The organism is Paenibacillus sp. MZ03-122A (genome assembly GCF_024213325.1).
Lineage (GTDB): Bacteria > Bacillota > Bacilli > Paenibacillales > Paenibacillaceae > Paenibacillus > Paenibacillus polymyxa_B.
The window spans coordinates 471,673-490,725 of the sequence record NZ_JANAVI010000002.1; the positions used below are offsets into that span (position 1 = coordinate 471,673).

Consider the following 19,053-nt stretch of genomic DNA (forward strand, 5'->3'; position numbering starts at 1 on the left):
ATTTGTGAGATCATGTCATAGATAAGGTGACGATTTTGTTGTTCTCATCCACATCTACCTTCACATTCACTCCCAGCTTGTCCTTAAACATCTTGCTGATATTAATATAGTCATCCTTTACCGCACGGCTTGATCTACCGGTTGTGCGAGTCATCCCAGCGGTGATGATGGAACGGACGTATGTTTTATCGAGCTTGGCTTCGGGATTATAGGTATAAATGATCTGTTCCTGCTGATTGTAATAATGGGTTAATTCCGTGTAGTCGTTAGCATTCTCATACTGCTTTTCCTCACGCACATACTCAGGATGGTCCATGGTGTAGTGGACTCCCCCGTCCAGAAAAGGATTTTCCTTGGAGGGTCGGAGTTCATAGTGTCCGTAGGCTAGTTGAAACAGATACTCTATGCCCGAGCCCTTCGCCTGATAGTAGAGCTGACGATTGTCCCCTTTTTTATCTATAGCGGTATAGCTGCTGATTAAAGGCCAGGCATCATACTTTTTATCCTTTACCTCAATGGCAAGCTTGTAATGTACAAGCACCTTTTCATTTTGAAATAATCCAAAGCTACTCATAATAAAATAGGCAGGCACACATATAATCCCGATAATCAATATGAATATAAATATTCTTACACGCATAAGTAGAGTGATTCTCCTTTGGTTGTCGATGATGTGGACAGCTCCCGTTTGGCAGATGCACCGAATTCCTCATGCTGCAATAATTGCTTCAGAGCATGTTGTGCGAAAGGCATGCTTTTATGTGCGCGAAGCAGTGCAAAAGCGGCCCCCTTGACTAAGATATATGTATCACTGCGGATCAACTCTCATGTCTGTAGTTAGATAAAGCTTCTTCCGGTCCGCCACCCTCCAGCCTCCTGTTTATTCATTCAGTTCCTTAATCTCTGCGCGGATACCTCTGCACAGAAAGCTACCTGACAGTCCCGACAAGGCATCGATATCAACGACCATGTCTGCTTCTTCATAGCGGAAATCAAGCTGCAAGATGATGTTTTCTGTTTCTACAGGAGTTAATACATGTTCTTTGGTTTCCATAAATGTAAAAGTCACTGCATAGCGTGGGACGTCTTTTGCTGGATCTTCAGGGATTACAGGTGCCTCAGCCGAAGGCTCCAGATCCGGTGATTTAGGGACAAGCACGCTAGCGTAGGATAGCTCAATCGTCAGTGTAATCTGGTCTTTCGTCATATTAGCAGCCGTAATTCGGTCATAATGAAAGGGAGGAAAATAGCCGAGCTTTTCAACAATGCTGTCTGCACCTTGAATAGAAACAGTTGGAGAGAAAGCCAGTTCCAGTCCGATGGACCCTGCCAGTTGGTCTTCATATTCTGGATTGATACGTACAAGGGCTTGTTCCGGCTCTACTTTCAAAATCGTGCCTATAAAATACTGTTTGCCATGGATCAGAACAATATCATGCGGAACGAACGGCAACGCTCCCCCGGCTTGATAATGAATGAGATATTCGTTCTCTTTTTTTTCAACCTTTTGAACTTGAATTTGCATAAATTGCAGCCTCCTAGGGTTAATGGTATGACGGATTGTTTAAGTGTGTGGTAAAGGGAACGGGGTCCACGATTGAAAAAATATACTTCATATCCGGGGTATCCTGTTCGAGCATAAATGGAACAATATCCATAATAGCGCGTACTTTACTGCCAGCATAAAAGTTACGCGGGCTGTGTAGCAGCTTGTGTGCCTTTAACCACTGGCTCAGCTTCATCATAACGTCTTCGACGATTGCTTGGTCGATATTTTCATAAACGTCCTGACGGATTGAAACGAGCATGCCGCAATGATTAGAAGATTGGCACATGGGGTCATTGGACAAAAGAATGTACACTTCCGGCATTGTCCCTTTGGTATATGACGGAATTACCAATTCTTATACCATAATATATGACATGAAGATCGAATTCACCTTTTACATTGACTGTGGTACTGTTCATTAAAATCGTTTGGAAACCAGTTCAACTTCGCGTATACTAGGAAAGTCATACATGGAACGGGCCTGAGCCGCATGGCGGCCGTATGTTGGTTACATGAACAGATTCAACGATAACGGATAAGCTCCCTTCCTGAAAAGGGTAGAATGAGAACCGATACAAAAATGGGAATTCTGAACTATGGAACGATAGATGTCATATGGCACATGAACCTATTTTACGTGACACATATTGAATACAGATAAGGGAAGTGAATACCACTTGAAGAATTTTGCAGCATTAGGCGTAGAGCAGCATTGGGTAGAAGCCTTAAAAGAACAGGGAATTTCATCCCCAACTCCTGTACAGCAGGAGTCGATTCCACTGTTGATGGAAGGTCAGGATGTTATCGCCGAGGCACATACGGGAACCGGGAAGACGCTTGCGTTTTTACTGCCGATTCTACAAAAGCTGAATTTGGATAAGCGACACCCACAGGCGCTCGTGATTGCACCTACGCGTGAACTGGCGCTCCAGATTACGGAGGAAGCAAAATGCTTGGCTGCTACGGAGCCGAACCTGTCATTACTGGCTGTATATGGAGGACAGGACGTAGAGCGTCAGCTTCGTAAACTGAAAGGCGGCGCACAACTGATTATTGGTACACCTGGGCGACTGCTGGATCACCTGAGACGTGGCACGCTTGATCTGGGTGGCATTAAAATGCTGGTCCTGGACGAAGCCGACCAAATGTTACACATGGGCTTTTTGAACGATGTGGAGACGATTCTTCAGAAGGTTCCTTACCGGAGACAGACGATGCTGTTTTCCGCTACGATGCCAGCCGGTATTCGCAAGCTGGCTCGTGTATATATGAATGAGCCCGTAGATGTCAAAGTGAAATCCGCTTCTTCCGTTCCGGTGAGCCAAATCCGTCAGGTCGTTGTGCAAACAACAGACCGTGGTAAGCAACAGGCATTGGTGGATATGCTGAATACAGATCGTCCGTACTTGGCTGTTATTTTCTGCCGTACGAAGCGACGGGCTGCCAAACTGAACGAAGAGCTGCAAGAGATGGGCTTCGAGAGCGGTGAGCTTCACGGAGATTTGTCCCAGAACAAGCGGGAGCAAGTGATGAAGGCATTCCGGGAAGCGAAACTCCAATTGCTCGTAGCGACTGATGTAGCTGCACGCGGCTTGGATGTAGAAGGCGTCACGCATGTCTTTAACTATGACATGCCGCAGGATGCCGAAAGCTACATCCACCGCATCGGGCGTACCGGCCGTGCCGGAGGCAAAGGCGTGGCGGTGACGCTCGCTACACCAAGGGATGTTCCAGAGCTTCGGAACATCCAAAGAGTTGCTGGTGTCACATTCACCAGCAGTGAGGGCGGCGGACAGCGTAGACCTGCTTCCGATACGGCTGATCGGCAGGGTCGAGAACGCCGCTCGGGCAGAAACGACCGCCGTTCCTACGGCGGCAACGACTCTGGCGGTGGACGCCGGGGCAGCGGCCGCGAACAGGCGGGCCGTCGTGATGCCACAGGCGGCGAACGTCGCTCTAGCCGCGGCAGTAGCGAGCGTGGCGGGTATGATCGCAGTAGCGGCGGTTCCGCACGCGGAGGTCAGGGCCGCTCGGCAGGACAAAGCAGCGAAACCGGCGGATATGATCGCAGTAGCGGCGGTTCCGCACGCGGAGGTCAGGGTCGCTCGGCAGGACAAAGCAGCGAACGCGGTGGATATGATCGCAGTAGCGGCGGTTCCGCACGCGGAGGTCAGGGTCGCTCGGCAGGACAAAGCAGCGAGCGTGGCGGGTATGACCGCAGCAGCGGCGGTTCTGCACGCGGAGGTCAAGGTGGCCGCGGTGGACAAGCCAAAGGCGGCCCGCGTGGTGGTCAAGGACAAGGAGGCCGTCGCGGACGGTCTAGATAGTTAAAACAGGAGTATTCTCATAGAATACTCCACTATGGTTATCATAATAGCCCCGGGGAGGCTCATCTTCCGGGGCTATTGTAATCTTCATCCATACCGCTGAAGGAGCAGCACCATAAGATGACATGAGTAGCGGGGCTACCTTGAAATATACGATTAGCGTTTAGGATGCATTTTTCAAAAGATAAATTTGGAGGGATTATACATCATGCAGGAACAGGATATGGGCAAGCGCGCCATGGTCTCAGCATGGATCAGCCTGATTAGCAACATCCTATTAACCGGCATTAAGATTATTACAGGACTCATGTTCAACAGTAAGGTGCTGGTAGCCGATGGTGTGCATAATGCCGGAGACGTGATTGCCTCTGCAACGGCACTGGGAGCGATGCGCATATCCAGCCAGCCGCCGGATGAGGATCATCCTTATGGTCACGGCAAAGCAGAAGTGATTGGGGCAAGCGTGGTGGCGGTCATATTGTTTGGAGCGGGCATATTTATCGGCTATCATTCCATTGCAGCACTGTTCGAACCGATGCCACAGGAGCATATACTGGCATTGGTAGCCGCTATTATTTCCTTGCTCTGGAAACAGTGGCTGTATATTTACACGATTCGTATCGGGAGAGCGGCCAATAGTCAGGGTCTTATTGCAACGGCAAAAGATCATCTCGCTGATGTGTACGCCTCTGGGGCTGCTGTACTGGGTATCGGCTTAGGGCTAATTGGGGAGCACTGGAGCATTTCAATCTTATCTTACGGCGACCCTATTGCGGGATTCGTAGTGGCATTGCTAGTTCTGAAATTGGCGTGGGAAATGGGCCGTGAATCCATAGATGTGCTTATGGAAAAAGCGATTGCAACGGAGGAAATTGAAAGCTACGCCGCAGCCGCACTGAGTGTAGCCGAGGTTCAACGTATTGACCGTATCCGTGCCCGTGAGCACGGCCATTATATTATTGTGGACATCCGCGCTTCAGTGGATGCCTCTTTGACGATTCAGCAGGGACACGATATTATCCGACTGATTAAGGGGGCTGTTATGAAGCGGGAACCGCGGGTTTATGAGGTGCTTGTCCATTTGAATCCATGGTATGCGGACGACCACTAGAACAGACGACACGAATTGACAGATAACTTGCAGGAAGGGTATGCTTTTAAAAGCCGAACGATGATGAATAAAAGCGAGGTTACCCGAAAATATGCGAAAATTTTTAAAATGGTTAGGCATTTCTGTGACTGCGGCGGTTCTTTTAGTGGGCGGTTATTATACGTATTCTATATATCATTTTACGAATCAAATTTCGGTTGCTTCCGGACAGGATTCGAAATTCAAACCGCAGGCACAAACTCAAACCAATGTACAACCTGTAGAGGTATCTCTCCCACCGGAATGGGATGGGACAGAAAGAGTGAATATTCTGCTGCTAGGCGGCGACTCCCGTGGAGAGGATTCAGGGCGTTCTGACTCCGTTATGGTTGCTTCTATTGATCCGGTTACGAAAAAGGCTACACTTATGTCGATTCTTCGTGATACGTACGTCAATATCCCAGGTCATGGGCAAAGTCGATTAAATGCTGCTTTTTCCTACGGTGGACCGGATTTGACCAGACAGACCGTGAGCGACCTGCTGGGCATACCGATTCAATATTATGTATATACTGATTTTAATGGCTTTATTGCGCTGGTTGATTCTGTGGGTGGTATTGACCTGGATGTCGAAAAAGATATGCACTATACCTCCAAGGCAGATAAACACCAGTTTGATATTGATTTGAAAAAGGGAATGCAGCACATGGACGGTAAAACAGCCTTGCAATATGTACGCTTCCGTCATGATGCGACTTCCGATTTTACGCGTACGGAACGGCAACGCAAATTCATTACCGAGCTTGGCGGTAAAATTCAGTCAACTTCATCTCTAATTAAACTGCCGAGTATTCTAAATAGCATTTCTCCTTATATTGAAACGAATCTCAGCACTACGGAAATGCTGCAATTGGCTTCATTGGGCTTTAATATCGATGCAACAACAGTAGCGAAGCAGCAAATCCCGCCGAATGAATTGGTGCGCGGGGAAACCATTAAGGGTGCGCAGGTGTTGGGTGTAGACGAAAGAAAGCTCAAGCGCTTCATACAGAATCTTTTTGAACAGGAGAACAAACCTGTGACCACGACGGTGGATGCTGCAACCACGATAAATGATACTCCATAACCCTCGAAAGCAAGCGAAGTTCGTACGATGACGTACAACTTTGTTTGCTTTTGTGTTTATTTGGGTATAACCTTGTATATTTTGTTCCAAAAATATATCGTATCTATGAAGAACGTCTACTCATTTGTGTAAAGAGAAGGGGAATGTGGTGTGGAAATAACTCCGGCATGGAAAGACCGATTCAAGAAGTTTTTTCTGAACAATAAGTTTGTGTTATTCCTGCTGGTACTGCTGCTGATCGGCTTGAATATCTTGGTGCTTACCAAAATTTCATACATATTCACACCTGTCATGGTGCTGTTAAAAACGATAATTCTCCCTGTCATTTTATCCGGCGTGTTGTACTATCTGTTCAACCCGTTGGTTGATGTACTGGAGCGTAACAAGGTGAAACGAGTATACTCCATTGTTGTACTGTTTTTGCTCATTATAGGGGTTATTGCGATTGTGGTTACATCGGTGGTACCTGTAATCCGCGATCAAATACAGGGACTTATCCAGAATTTTCCTGGCTATAGCGAGCAAGTACAACGACAATTTGAGAAACTGATCGGCAGCGATTTTGTAAACCAATTCCAGAACACCATTCAAATTAATCCATCTGAGCTGGCCTCCAAAGCTTCTGAAAAGTTATCTAGCTTTATTAATAATGCATGGACGGGTGTGGGCAGCTTTTTGGGCGTGGTTACAGAAACGGTACTTGCGATTGCCACGGTTCCATTTATTCTGTTCTACTTGCTAAAAGATGGACACAAGCTGCCACAGTTTATCCTGAAAGTGCTGCCGCCTATGTTTCGTAAAGAAACAGATCGCATTATGACCGAGATGAATCATCAGGTCAGTTCCTATATTCGTGGGCAGATTATTGTCAGCTTCTGTATTGGGGCGCTGTTGTATATTGGTTACCTAATCATTGGATTAGACTACTCTCTGACGCTTGCAGTCATTGCATCCTTTACGAGCGTTGTCCCCTACTTAGGTCCCGTCATTGCCATTACACCTGCGTTAATTGTAGCTTTGGTCACCTCACCGATTATGCTGCTGAAGATGGTTATCGTGTGGACAGTCGTACAGCTCATTGAGGGTAAATTAATTTCTCCACAAATTATGGGCAAATCTCTTCGGGTACATCCGATCACGATTATCTTCGTTATTCTGACCGCAGGCAATTTGTTTGGTGTGGTGGGAATTGTACTGGCGGTTCCGGGGTATGCTGTCTTGAAAGTAATCGTTACACATCTGTACAGTTTCTTTAAAAAGCGTTCGCATCTCTATGAGGCGGATAAAGGGAACGCAAGTCTTTACGAAAAATAAACGTTTCCACTATAAAATTGATATGGGCCCCTCTTGGGTAACTGTGGCTGCGCGTGCTATAATTAATGCCTATCCTTATTCCCAAATAGAAAGGTCAGACTTTTATGATAAAACTCAGCATTCTTGACCAATCTCCGGTATCGGAAGGCATGACGCATGCGCAGGCATTACAAAAGACCGCTGAGCTTGCTATAGAGGCGGAACGCTTGGGTTATCATCGCTTTTGGGTATCAGAGCATCATTCTGCCGCAAATCTCGCAGGCTCCAGTCCGGAGGTACTGATTTCACATCTGGCCGCACGTACCCGGGCCATTCGAGTGGGGTCGGGTGGTGTGATGCTGCCCCATTACAGCGCTTATAAAGTAGCGGAAAACTTCCTTGTGCTGGAGGGATTGTATCCGGGACGCATTGATTTAGGTCTGGGACGAGCGCCCGGAGGAATGCCCATTGCTACCAGAGCCCTGCAAGAAGGCAAAATGCGAGGTGGTGTAGATCTATACCCTGAGCAGTTGGATGACCTGTTAGCTTATTTACATGACAGCACGGGCAATAATCACCGTTTCGGTTCGCTACAGGCGATGCCGCTTATAGAAACTGTACCGGAAATGTGGTTGCTCGGCTCCAGTGGTGATAGCGCAGGTCTGGCAGCCGAGCGTGGCGTGGGCTTTGCGTTTGCACAGTTCATTAATGGTGAAGGCGGCACAGGGGCTATGAAGGAATACCAGGAAAGCTTCCAGCCTTCCCAGCATAGTGACCAACCACGTTCGCTTGTTGCCGTATTTGCGATCTGTGCGGATACCGAAGAGGAGGCGAATCGGTTGGCTTCCAGTATGGACTTGTCTCTTGTTCTATTAGAGCAGGGAATGCGCTCCGCTGGAACACCTTCCGTCGAAAAGGCACTGGCGTATCCGTATACGCCGTTTGACCGGATGCGGATTCGTGAGAATCGCAAACGTATGGTGGTCGGTTCGCCCGAACAGGTGAAGCGTCAGATTGAGCGATTAAGTAAGGACTATAATGCACAGGAGATCATGGTTGCGAGCATTATTCACGACTTTGATGCCAAAATGAATTCTATACGTCTCATGGCTGAAGCATTTGGACTGTCTTCTGTACAGTCATAATGCGATTCGCCGGATTTAAAAGATCACAGCTTCGAGGAGCTGTGATCTTTTTTTGAATTTTTAAGGGAATATTGGATGATATGCACTGTATGATATAGGAAATAAACTAGTTAACACTTGATAATGATTATCAATATCTTTATTATATAAAGATAGAATGAAGTTTTGATGAAAGTCTGCGTTAAGCCCGTGACTATATATATTGGATAAGGGAAAGGGATGATTCCAAATGTTTCGTCTGAAAACGGCAAATCTGGATATTGCTTATGAAGATCGATTGATTGTAGAAGATCTGAACGTAGAAATACCGCAAGGGAAAATCACAGCCTTGGTGGGCGCAAATGGTTCTGGTAAGTCCACCATTCTGAAGACGATGGCTCGCATCATGAATCCTAAGGGCGGCAGTGTTCTGCTTGACGGTAAATCCATTCATAAGCAATCCACCCGGGAAGTAGCTAAGCAGTTGGCTATTTTGCCACAAAATCCGACTGCACCGGAAGGATTAACCGTGACGGAACTGGTATCTTACGGACGTTTTCCCTATCAAAAAGGTTTTGGTTCCATGAAAGCGGAAGATCGCAAAATGGTGGAGTGGGCCATTCAAGTAACGGGAATGAGCGAGTTCCACGATCGTCCGATTGATCAGCTTTCTGGCGGTCAGCGTCAGCGTGCCTGGATTGCTATGGCGCTTGCGCAGGATACGGATATTTTGTTTCTGGATGAGCCGACGACATTTTTAGATATGGCACATCAATTGGAAGTGCTGCATTTGCTAGAGTATCTAAATACTTCGGAGGAGCGCACCATTGTTATGGTCGTGCATGATTTAAACCATGCCGCCCGATATGCTCAGCATATGATTGCAATCAAAAAAGGGAAGGCCGAGGCGGTAGGAACTCCAACAGAGGTTATGTCCCCTGATGTGCTGCGTGAGGTGTTCGGGATCGAGGCGGATATTGTAACAGATCCTCGTACGGGTGTACCGCTCTGTCTTCCGTATGCTTTGGCTGGACAGCCTGCGGTGAGCCAAGCAGTAAAAGAAATGAATGTGGAAGATAAGAAACTCGTGGGTTCTGTTGCTGAGCGACGTGATGCTAGAGCACAAGTAGCGGCAAGAGGTTAAAGAGGACATACCATGAAACCACTGGATTACGATCAGCTTGAGCAACTAGCGAAAATAGTGAGAGTCACGCCGGAGGATGCAGTATATTCCGGGCCAGTGGCTGAATGGCTTGAACCAGAGAAGATCCGCTCTGTGATGGAGTATTACGGTGATCTTCTGCGTGCTGAAGACGATTTAACCGCAGCCGTTTATTTTGTGAACCAGTTGCGTGGTCTCGTGTTTGCACAGCATTTTATGGTGTCACTGTGTGAACGCCGTTTGGATCTGTCCGTATCTAATCTTAGATTTCATATTTGTTATGAAGGTCAATATCCCTCTATTAGCCTTCAGGTCATCGACCTCACAGAGCTGGACAATACGCGGAACAATGGGGATGACCCTTCTTCCGAACAGGCTCAGCAAGTGTTACGTGACTTTTACAGTTTGCAGATGCGGCCCATATTGGAGGCAATAGCTGCAGTGGGGAGCGCATCTATTGGGCAAATGTGGGGACAGTTTCCGTTGACATTGCTGTATTTTAAGGATAGAGTACAGCCATTGTTGACTGATCCTCAGGATGTGGAGCGCTTTGAACAAGATTATATTTATGTGACACGTGAACTTGAGGGAGAGGTATTCGGACGTAAAAGAAACCCGTTTACGGTTCGTCTCGTTGAATTGGATAATCCTTACCGCCCCGGTGAAAATACCTACATGAAACCGTCCTGTTGCCAATATTACAAGACAGGTGGAGGCCAGCGGTATTGTTATGCTTGCCCAAAAATGTCCGCTTCCGAACGTGAAGAACGCAGACTCGAAGTGATGGCATCACGGTAAAGGATCTGCGGATGTTGGCATGTCCGTCACCTTTTGGTTAAAATAGGTTATGTAATCTAAACCAAGCGACACGAAGGAGGATGCTGTATGTCTGTCTATTCACATAATGCCGTAACACCAGCCAATCAGGAGGTTTCTCTGGATACTTACATCGGTAAGGTGCTGGTTATTGCGAATACCGCCAGTAAATGTGGACTTACCCCGCAGTATGGGGATTTGCAAAAGCTTTATGATGAATATAAGGATCGGGGATTAGTTGTATTAGGTTTTCCTTGCAACCAATTTGGCGGTCAGGAGCCGGGCAGCAGCGAGGAAGCGGCTGAATTTTGCCAACTGAATTACGGGGTTAGTTTCCCGGTATTCGCCAAAGTGGACGTCAACGGACCGGATACAGCGCCTCTGTTTGAATATTTGAAAAAGCAACAGCCTGGAGAACAGGAAGATGGAACAATTCAGTGGAATTTCACGAAATTCATTGTGAATCGTGAAGGTGTACCTGTGGGTCGTTTTGAACCGAAGGAGTCACCAGAAGCGATGAAAGCAGCCATTGAACAATTGCTATAGTAGCTTTGCCTTAACTCCAAAGTATATGTTTAAAAAGGTCTGATTTCCTGCGTGTCTCCGGGAAACGGACCTTTTTTTGTTTCTCTACATGTGCATTTGTTTAAGGGTGGTCGCATCATGTGTAAGTCGATTCCAAGAGCATAATCAGGGGGCTTACAGGGAAAACTGAATGGAGCGAAAAAATATTTCAGCAAACCGTTGATTTTGTATATCCTTTCTTTTTTAAATGTGGACAAATTGTGAATATCACGAAAAGCTATTGTAATGTGAAAAATATCACACTATAATAAGCGCATGAAGTGAAATAAATCACAAACGCAAACGAGCTGTTTACGTGAAACTATTCACAATTATTATACATTTTATGCCCACACACCAAGGAGGAATTTAACATGAAAGTAGCAGTTATCGGATGTACACACGCAGGCACGGCAGCTATCGTCAACACAGCTAAATGTTATCCAGATGCAGAAATTACCGTTTACGAGCGTAATGATAATATTTCATTTTTATCTTGTGGTATTGCGCTGTATGTAGGTGGTGTCGTCAAAGATCCACACGGCCTGTTTTATTCGTCTCCAGATCAACTGTCTGACTTGGGTGTAGTGACCAAGATGCTTCATGAGGTAACGAGTGTGGATACGGCAGGCAAGACGCTGCATGCACGTAATCTCCAAACAAGTGAAGAATTTACAGACACATTTGATAAATTAATTGTGACTACGGGTTCGTGGCCTATTATTCCAAAGCTGGAGGGCATTGAACTTGATCATATTTTGCTCTGTAAAAACTATAATCATTCCAATGATATTATTGAGAAAGCCCAGCACGTACAGAACATTACAGTCGTCGGGGCTGGATACATTGGTGTTGAACTGGTAGAAGCTTTCCAAATGAACGGTAAAAACGTAACACTGATCGACAGTGCTGATCGTATATTGAATAAGTATTTGGACCATGAGTATACAGACCGGATTGAAAGTTCCCTGAAGGAACATGGCATTAAGCTGGTACTTGGCGAGACGGTGAGTCGTTTTGAGGGTACGAACGGTAAGGTGAGTAAAGTCGTGACCTCTAAAGGAGAATATGAAACAGAGCTTGTTATTCTCTGCATCGGTTTCCGACCTCAAACGGATCTGCTCAAAGGTCAGGTAGATATGTTGCCTAACGGTGCGATCATTGTGGATAACTATATGCAAAGTAGCTGCCCGGACGTGTTTGCAGCAGGTGACAGTTGTGCAATCCGCTATAATCCGACAGGTAAAACGGCTTATATCCCTTTGGCAACCAATGCAGTTCGTATGGGTACACTGGTAGCACGTAATCTGGTACAACCAACGATTGCCTACATGGGAACCCAAGGAACTTCGGGTATCAAAATTTACGAAGACAATATCGCAGGAACAGGCTTGACGGAAGCGGCGGCAACGGACGAAGGCATGACTGTAGAAGCTGTAACCATTGAGGACAGCTATCGGCCTGAATTTATGCCAACCTCCGAAAAGGTATTACTGAAAGTGGTATATGAGCAGGAGACACGAAGAATTTTGGGGGCTCAAATTATGTCGAAGGTGGATTTGACGCAATCCATTAACACACTATCCGTAGCCATTCAAAATCATATGACCATTGACCAGTTGGCCTTTGTCGATTTCTTCTTCCAGCCGCATTATAACAAGCCTTGGAATTTCCTGAATGCAGCAGGTTTACAAGCATTGCCTACAATATCCGAACGGAACCCAGTTACTGTATAATTAGATTTGTCTGTGACATTGTTCATAAGTTTGTCAACAATCTGAGACGTACGGACGAATCCTTATAGTACAATATAGAGTAGCATAAGGATTAGGGGGTAAGTAGCTTATGGATTTGTTTTATATCCTTTTTCTTGTAGTCGTGGCCCTGGTAGGCCTCGGTGGAGTTATTTGGTTCTTGAGAGCAGTTGAAAAGGAAGAATACAACTAAATGTAAAGCGCGTAGTAGCGCAGTAGATGTAATAATACAGAAAGACAGTCCTTTTTCCAAGGGCTGTTTTTTTATAGTTAAGAAAGTGATTTTTTTCACAAACATAATCACTGATTTTAAATAAAATATGAAAGAAGAATATTTTAGTAAAAAGATATTAAAGGAGCGGGGACATATGGCGAGCTATAAACCGGGGCAAATTGCTGAAAAGACGGTGGAAACAGGAGTGGCCAAGGCGAACAACCCGTGGACTGTGGCGGTGGTACTGGGATTTTTGGCAGGTGCATTTATTGCACTCGGGTTTTTGCTGGATATACGTGTTATTGCAAGCGCGCCTAAAGAATGGGGAAGCATTGCCACCTTTATTGGAGCTGCGGTGTTCCCCGTAGGTTTGGTATTAGTTTTGATCGCCGGCGGAGAATTGCTGACCGGCAATATGATGGCGGTCCCTTTGGCGAGATGGGCAGGACGGATTAAGACAGGAGCCATGCTTCGTAATTTGGCGATTATTACGCTCAGTAATTTTGCAGGTGCGTTATTCGTTGCATTTTTCTTTGGGCATGTACTGGGTTTGACAGAAACGGGCCCTTACCTGGACAAAGTGGTGGATATGGCAGGACATAAGCTACATGAAAGCTTTTTGCAGTCTTTTATATCGGGTATAGGATGTAACTGGCTCGTAGCACTGGCTGTATGGCTGGCATATAGCACAGACTCTATCGGTAGCAAAATCATGGGGATTTGGTTCCCGACAATGGCCTTTGTCGCTATTGGATTTCAGCACGTTGTTGCCAATATGTTTCTCATTCCGGCGGCTATTTTTGCAGGCCACTTTTCGTGGGCAGATTATGTTATGAACTTCATTCCGGTCTGGCTGGGAAATTTGGTAGGAGGTAGCCTGTTTGTGGCTGGAGCCTACTGGTTGGCCTATTTGAAAAAGCCTCAAACCAACGCACATCCAGTGAATGAATCTCCAACTACTTCTTCGGTTGCACATCAAATCCGTTGAGTGATCCTGCTTAATTACGGTACTTTAAACAGCAATGAACAAAGCAAATCCGCCATGACAGGCCCGGGGGAACGAAACCTGTCATGGCGGATTTTTTTGGGAGTGGTCCATGATTTGGCATGGAGGATGAGTGTGCTCTCGTCCCATAATGCCTTGATCTCTTTTACCCTCGGTAAGATATGATGAAACAGGATGTTGAAAAAAATTATGATTCTAAAAAAATCCGTTTTGCTCTATGCAGCAGACGGATTTTTTTAATGTTTTGGAGAGCGGCTGTGTGGGAAAATCCTTCTCTTGCCATAGGCCAAAGCTGTGGATATGATAAGATCAGTGTAATTTTTGGAAACGGTAACGGAAAGGAGCATCAACACTATGGATCATCGTAATAGCGCGCCTCCTGAGGCCACGCTTCAACAAGACTTACAAAGGGGGCAGCGGATGACGGAGCAGCAGGACGGTATTTTTCCGGCTGTATGCCCGTTAGATTGCCCGGATACGTGTGGGCTCCTGCTTCACAAGGAAAATGGAAAGATAGTCAAGGTGACTGGGAACCCGGATCATCCTATTACCAAAGGGGCTATTTGTAACAAAGTTCGCAATATGACGGAGCGGGTATATGATCCTGATCGGGTGCTCTATCCGTTGAAACGTATAGGCCCCAAAGGAGAAGGAAAATTTGAACGTATTAGCTGGGAGGAGGCGGTCGATACCATTACAGGTCGGTTCAAGGAGCTGATACGTATGGACGGACCGGAATCTATTCTCCCCTACAGCTTTTATGGCAATATGGGCGTATTGAGTGTGGACGGAATGGACCGCCGATTTTTTAATGCGCTGGGTTCAAGCCAACTGGATCAGACGATATGTAGCGTAGCAGGGAATGAAGGCTGGGCGTCCGTTATGGGTTTTAAGGGCGGCACCAGCCCGGAGGACACGGAGGATGCAGACCTCATTATTGTGTGGGGTGGAAATGTCATTAGCACCAACATGCATCAGGTCGTTTTGGCTGAGAAAGCACGTAAAAAAGGTGCTAAGGTGGTCGTTATTGACGTTCATCGCAACCGGACGGCGCAATGGGCGGATTGGTTCATTCCGTTATATCCGGGCACGGATACGGCGCTCGCGCTGGGTGTTATGAATGTGCTGTTCGCTCAGGGACTGACGGACGACGAGTTTTTACATCGCTACACGGTAGGCCATGAGGAACTGCGCGAGCATGTTAAGACATATACACCAGAGCGAGTTTCGCGGATTACCGGCGTACCGGAAGCGGATATCATCCGTTTGGCGAAAATGTACGGAACTGCGCGAGCAGCGTATATCAATATCGGCAATGGGCTTCAGCATCATGATAATGGCGGTATGAACGTACGTGCGGTTACATGCTTGCCTGCGCTCACTGGACAATGGCTGAAGCACGGCGGGGGAGCGTCACGCTCTAATGGCGCTTATGGCAAGTTTAACGGCGCCAATCTGGCGCGTCCTGATCTGCGACAGAATCCGGATGCCCGGGTGATCAACATGAACCGGATCGGAGAAGCGCTGCTACAGAAGGAACAGCCGATTAAGGCGTTATTCGTATACTGCAGTAACCCCGTAGTTGTAGCCCCCGATTCGGAACGGGTGACTGAAGGATTTGGACGAGAGGATTTGTTCACAGTCGTTCATGACCTGTTTCTTACGGATACTGCCCGTTATGCCGATATTGTGCTGCCTGCAGCGTCTTCCTTTGAAGGTACAGACCTATATAAATCCTACTGGCATCACTATGTTCAGATGCAGGAACCCGTCATTGCTCCACTCGGGGAAAGCAAAAGCAATTATGAGCTGTTTAGCCTGCTCGGACGGGCTATGGGCTTTGACGAAGCTGCCTTTACGGAAAGTGAAGAGGACATGATCGCAGGTGCGCTTGATAATCCAACGAACCCTTATCTCAACGGTGTAACTTTGGAAGCCTTACAAAAGTCACCTTTTGTAAAGCTCGATATGACGCCAAAGGCTACTTATTTGGATCGTTTAACCACGCCTTCAGGCAAGATTGAGTTGTATTCGGAAAAAATGAAACAAGCAGGTCTGCCCGCGATGCCTTCTTATGTGCCGCTGATTGAAGGGTACGACGGAGAGCATCGACCGCAAGCGGACGAGCGGTATCCATTAATGTTTATTTCACCGCCAAACCATAATTTTCTGAATTCTACTTTCGCTAACTTGCCCAAGCATCAGCGACTGGAGCGGGAGCCCTTGCTACAAATTCACCCGGAGGATGCTCAGACAAGGGACATCGCGGATGGGGACCCGGTTACCGTATGGAATGATCGGGGGACGTATGAGCTGAAAGCGAAAGTCACCGATCTGATGCTGCCCGGTACAGTGATTAGCCAGGGATTATGGTGGGAAGGCAAAGGACGCAGACAGCGTGCCAATGTGTTAACCTCTGATCGGCTGTCGGATATGGGACAGGGGGCTACTTTCTTCTCAACGGTGGTGAATGTGAAGCGTCAATGAGATAATGCCTTTTATGGCGTCAGATGCAAAAGGAGAAACAAAAGATATGAAATGGTTGGAGTCTTATCCGAAAGAAGTGAAAGTGTTTCTCGTTGCTAGTCTGATTAATTCCGCTGGAAGTTCCCTGATGTGGCCGTTGGTTAGCATGTATGTGTTTGACGAGCTAAACCGTAGTATGGGAGATGCAGGGATTGCGATTTTAGTGCAATCTCTGGGCGGAATTTTTGGTCAAGTGCTGGGCGGAGCCCTCTATCACCGTATTGGAGCCAAGAAACTGATTGTTGGCTCACTCGCGATGAACGCGCTGGGACTTCTCGCGCTTCCATTTACCAGTGGCCATTGGGTAGCGTTTGTCATCATGATGGGCTTTATCGGCTTTTTTAATGTCGTATCTGTGCCTGCGATTCAGGCCTTTGTAGGTTTTCGTTTCGCTGACCGTCGTGGTGAGCTGTTTAATATTATTTATGTCGCTAACAATATTGGAGTTGCAGTGGGTACGGGATTGAGTGGCGTTCTGGCTGACCTTTCCTATCAGCTCAGCTTTGTGATGAACGGAGTGACTTCTGCGGTATTTGCCGGATTCTTCTGGTCTTATCTAAGCAGGGTGGATCGGGAAGAGGGAGAAGTACAGCTCAGCAAGTCCGTGAAAAAAAGAGAGGAAGTACCAGCTCGTTTGCTGTTTCGTGATACCAGACTGTATCTCTTTGTGGGGTTAGGCTCACTTTTTTTATGGTTCGGCAATTCGATCTGGAATACAGGAGTGTCTCCCCATATTATTGAGCAGGGCTTGCCTAAAACGATGTATGGGTTACTATGGACACTGAATGGTATCCTTATTTTTGCCGCACAACCCATTATTTTTTGGATAAAAAGACTGTACGCTCATCATGCTTCATCGCAAATGACATGGGCCGGGGGATTTTATTTGGCGGCTTATATTGTCATGCTGGGCACACAGAACTATACTGGAATGATATTCGCTATGGTTCTAGCGACCCTGGGAGAAATGCTGATTGCTCCTGCGGTTCCAGCATTCCTGTCTGATCATGGAGGTCGGGGTGCACCCTTTTACATTGGGCTTGTGGGGGGTATTGGCGCAGCCGGACGGGTAATGGGGCCTTATATTATGGGGAAGTTGTATGATGGCGGTGGGTTACCGCCCACACTTTGGCTGGCAGCGGGCGTAGCGGTGTTGTCGATCCTATTTTTCGTCCTGCATAGCTGGTTGAACCGTTACCGTCACGATATGGGTAATTTTGATACTCCTTCCAAGGTCGACCTTCCCAGTTCCTAAGTCCTAATAAAAGTGCAGTAATATGCTGCGATTATGGTACAATAAGTGACGAATGGTTGCAGTTATTGCTTCAGGAAAGCCTTCACAGGAAGGATTGAAAGGAATTGTTTACAAGTCAACCCTTGACGATACGTCATTCGGAGATGAAGGATGCTCCTGATCTGATTGCGCTGGATGAATTGGTATGGAATGAACGTACGGCTCCCGCTTCGTTGTCTTGGAAGTCGCGCGGAGAGTTTCTGCGCAATACGCCTCCAGGCTCTCAACTGGTTGCGATCGAACAGGAAGTACTCTGCGGGTATATTGGATTTCGTCCTCCAACGCTGTTGGCTAGTAATTGTCATGTACTCGAAATAAATATAGCTGTACATCCAGCTTATCATCGCAAAGGTATTGGGACGGCGCTCATGAACTCCATGAAGGACATTGCAGCTGCGGAGGGCATACGCAAGTTGAGTTTGCGTGTACTCTCATGCAACACGGAAGCCCTTATGTTTTATGAAAAAAACGGTTTTGCGATTGAAGGACGTTTGCATGAGGAGTTTTACATAGCAGGCCAATTCGTGGATGATGTGTTAATGGCCTATTTCTTAAAATAGGCGGGAGGCTACGGACAGCAATATTCGGTTTTATGCCCGGCCTAAACCAACAACGCCGCAGACCTGATCAGGTCTGCGGCGTTGTTGTACAATACAATATTACCGAAGTTGCTTCCATTCATTTTGGAGCATACCATACACTGCGTGGTTCATGTAGCCGTCGGGCAGCAATTCCGCTTCGCGTACAATGCCTTCGAGCACAAAGCCCAAACGTTCCGGAATACCGCGGCTACGGCGGTTCGTCGTTGCGCAACGGATTTCGACCCGATGCAAGTCCAGCTCCATCAAAGCATATTCAACGAATACGCGGCAGGCGCTGGTCATAAGACCTTGTCCTTCGTACCCGTGTCCAAGCCAGTATCCGATGCTAACGGAGCGGTGAGTCCAATTGATCTCATGGTAGCTGATGATGCCAGCAAGCTCGTTGTCTATCCAAATTCCGGCGGTCAGACTACCGTTCTCTGCGGCTTGTTTCAAGGCGCCCTGCACGAACTGCTCTGTGTGGCTGATTTCCGTGGTGGAGTCTACCCATGGAAGCCATTGACGCAGGCGGTCACGGGACATTTCGATCAGCTCAAACAGAGGCTGCACATGCTCCTTGGTGAGCGGCCGAAGGACTGTGCGTTCGTCCAACGCATATGTAAACAT

17 protein-coding genes are annotated in these 19,053 nt (G+C 47.1%); 13 read left to right on the forward strand and 4 right to left on the reverse strand.

The features are described from left to right. Positions 1–10 precede the first annotated feature (10 nt). The 3 genes from NLX74_RS06150 to NLX74_RS06160 form a co-directional block, all read right to left on the reverse strand. A complete protein-coding gene (locus NLX74_RS06150; protein WP_254328223.1) occupies positions 11–640 on the reverse strand; it encodes a hypothetical protein in 630 nt (209 codons plus the stop codon). A 240-nt stretch (positions 641–880) separates the two neighbouring features. Further along, positions 881–1,525 carry an immunity 50 family protein gene (locus NLX74_RS06155; RefSeq protein WP_254328224.1) on the reverse strand — a complete coding sequence of 215 codons (645 nt, stop codon included), beginning with the start codon at positions 1,523–1,525 and terminating at the stop codon, positions 881–883. A gap of 19 nt (positions 1,526–1,544) precedes the next feature. Further along, positions 1,545–1,862, reverse strand: coding sequence for a hypothetical protein (locus NLX74_RS06160; protein ID WP_254328225.1), 318 nt, complete (start codon positions 1,860–1,862; stop codon positions 1,545–1,547). Positions 1,863–2,226: 364 nt separating this feature from the next. On the opposite strand from NLX74_RS06160, the gene NLX74_RS06165 reads away from it, so the two are divergent. From NLX74_RS06165 to NLX74_RS06225, 13 genes are all read left to right on the forward strand, one after another. Next, positions 2,227–3,876 (forward strand): DEAD/DEAH box helicase, encoded by a 1,650-nt coding sequence (locus tag NLX74_RS06165; protein WP_254328226.1) that lies wholly within the window; start codon positions 2,227–2,229, stop codon positions 3,874–3,876. A 208-nt stretch (positions 3,877–4,084) separates the two neighbouring features. Next, complete coding sequence (locus tag NLX74_RS06170) at positions 4,085–4,987, forward strand: cation diffusion facilitator family transporter (protein ID WP_013312377.1); 903 nt, start codon at positions 4,085–4,087, stop codon at positions 4,985–4,987. 91 nt (positions 4,988–5,078) lie between these two features. Then, entirely contained in the window at positions 5,079–6,092 is a 1,014-nt protein-coding gene (locus tag NLX74_RS06175) for an LCP family protein (protein ID WP_013312376.1), read from the forward strand. Between the two features lie 150 nt (positions 6,093–6,242). Further along, positions 6,243–7,406: an AI-2E family transporter gene (locus NLX74_RS06180; RefSeq protein WP_061832023.1), complete on the forward strand. Its 1,164-nt coding sequence runs from the start codon at positions 6,243–6,245 to the stop codon at positions 7,404–7,406. A gap of 104 nt (positions 7,407–7,510) precedes the next feature. After that, positions 7,511–8,530 carry an LLM class flavin-dependent oxidoreductase gene (locus NLX74_RS06185; RefSeq protein WP_254328227.1) on the forward strand — a complete coding sequence of 340 codons (1,020 nt, stop codon included), beginning with the start codon at positions 7,511–7,513 and terminating at the stop codon, positions 8,528–8,530. A gap of 229 nt (positions 8,531–8,759) precedes the next feature. Beyond that, a complete protein-coding gene (locus NLX74_RS06190; RefSeq protein ID WP_235306544.1) occupies positions 8,760–9,653 on the forward strand; it encodes an ABC transporter ATP-binding protein in 894 nt (297 codons plus the stop codon). A 12-nt stretch (positions 9,654–9,665) separates the two neighbouring features. Beyond that, positions 9,666–10,469 carry a hypothetical protein gene (locus tag NLX74_RS06195; protein ID WP_254328228.1) on the forward strand — a complete coding sequence of 268 codons (804 nt, stop codon included), beginning with the start codon at positions 9,666–9,668 and terminating at the stop codon, positions 10,467–10,469. Between the two features lie 87 nt (positions 10,470–10,556). Next, on the forward strand, positions 10,557–11,033 hold the full coding sequence (locus NLX74_RS06200; RefSeq protein WP_254328229.1) for a glutathione peroxidase: 477 nt from the start codon (positions 10,557–10,559) through the stop codon (positions 11,031–11,033). A 392-nt stretch (positions 11,034–11,425) separates the two neighbouring features. Beyond that, the gene (locus tag NLX74_RS06205; RefSeq protein WP_254328230.1) at positions 11,426–12,787 is read left to right on the forward strand and encodes an FAD-dependent oxidoreductase; all 1,362 of its coding nucleotides are present in this window, start codon (positions 11,426–11,428) and stop codon (positions 12,785–12,787) included. Positions 12,788–13,173: 386 nt separating this feature from the next. Then, positions 13,174–14,007 (forward strand): formate/nitrite transporter family protein, encoded by an 834-nt coding sequence (locus NLX74_RS06210; RefSeq protein ID WP_254328231.1) that lies wholly within the window; start codon positions 13,174–13,176, stop codon positions 14,005–14,007. A gap of 372 nt (positions 14,008–14,379) precedes the next feature. Further along, positions 14,380–16,512, forward strand: coding sequence for a molybdopterin-containing oxidoreductase family protein (locus NLX74_RS06215; protein WP_254328232.1), 2,133 nt, complete (start codon positions 14,380–14,382; stop codon positions 16,510–16,512). A 46-nt stretch (positions 16,513–16,558) separates the two neighbouring features. Further along, positions 16,559–17,806: an MFS transporter gene (locus NLX74_RS06220; RefSeq protein ID WP_254328233.1), complete on the forward strand. Its 1,248-nt coding sequence runs from the start codon at positions 16,559–16,561 to the stop codon at positions 17,804–17,806. A 104-nt stretch (positions 17,807–17,910) separates the two neighbouring features. Next, complete coding sequence (locus tag NLX74_RS06225) at positions 17,911–18,405, forward strand: GNAT family N-acetyltransferase (protein WP_254328234.1); 495 nt, start codon at positions 17,911–17,913, stop codon at positions 18,403–18,405. Positions 18,406–18,504: 99 nt separating this feature from the next. On the opposite strand, the gene NLX74_RS06230 is transcribed toward NLX74_RS06225, so the two are convergent. Further along, positions 18,505–19,053, reverse strand: a complete 549-nt coding sequence (locus NLX74_RS06230) for a GNAT family N-acetyltransferase (protein WP_028540721.1) — start codon at positions 19,051–19,053, stop codon at positions 18,505–18,507.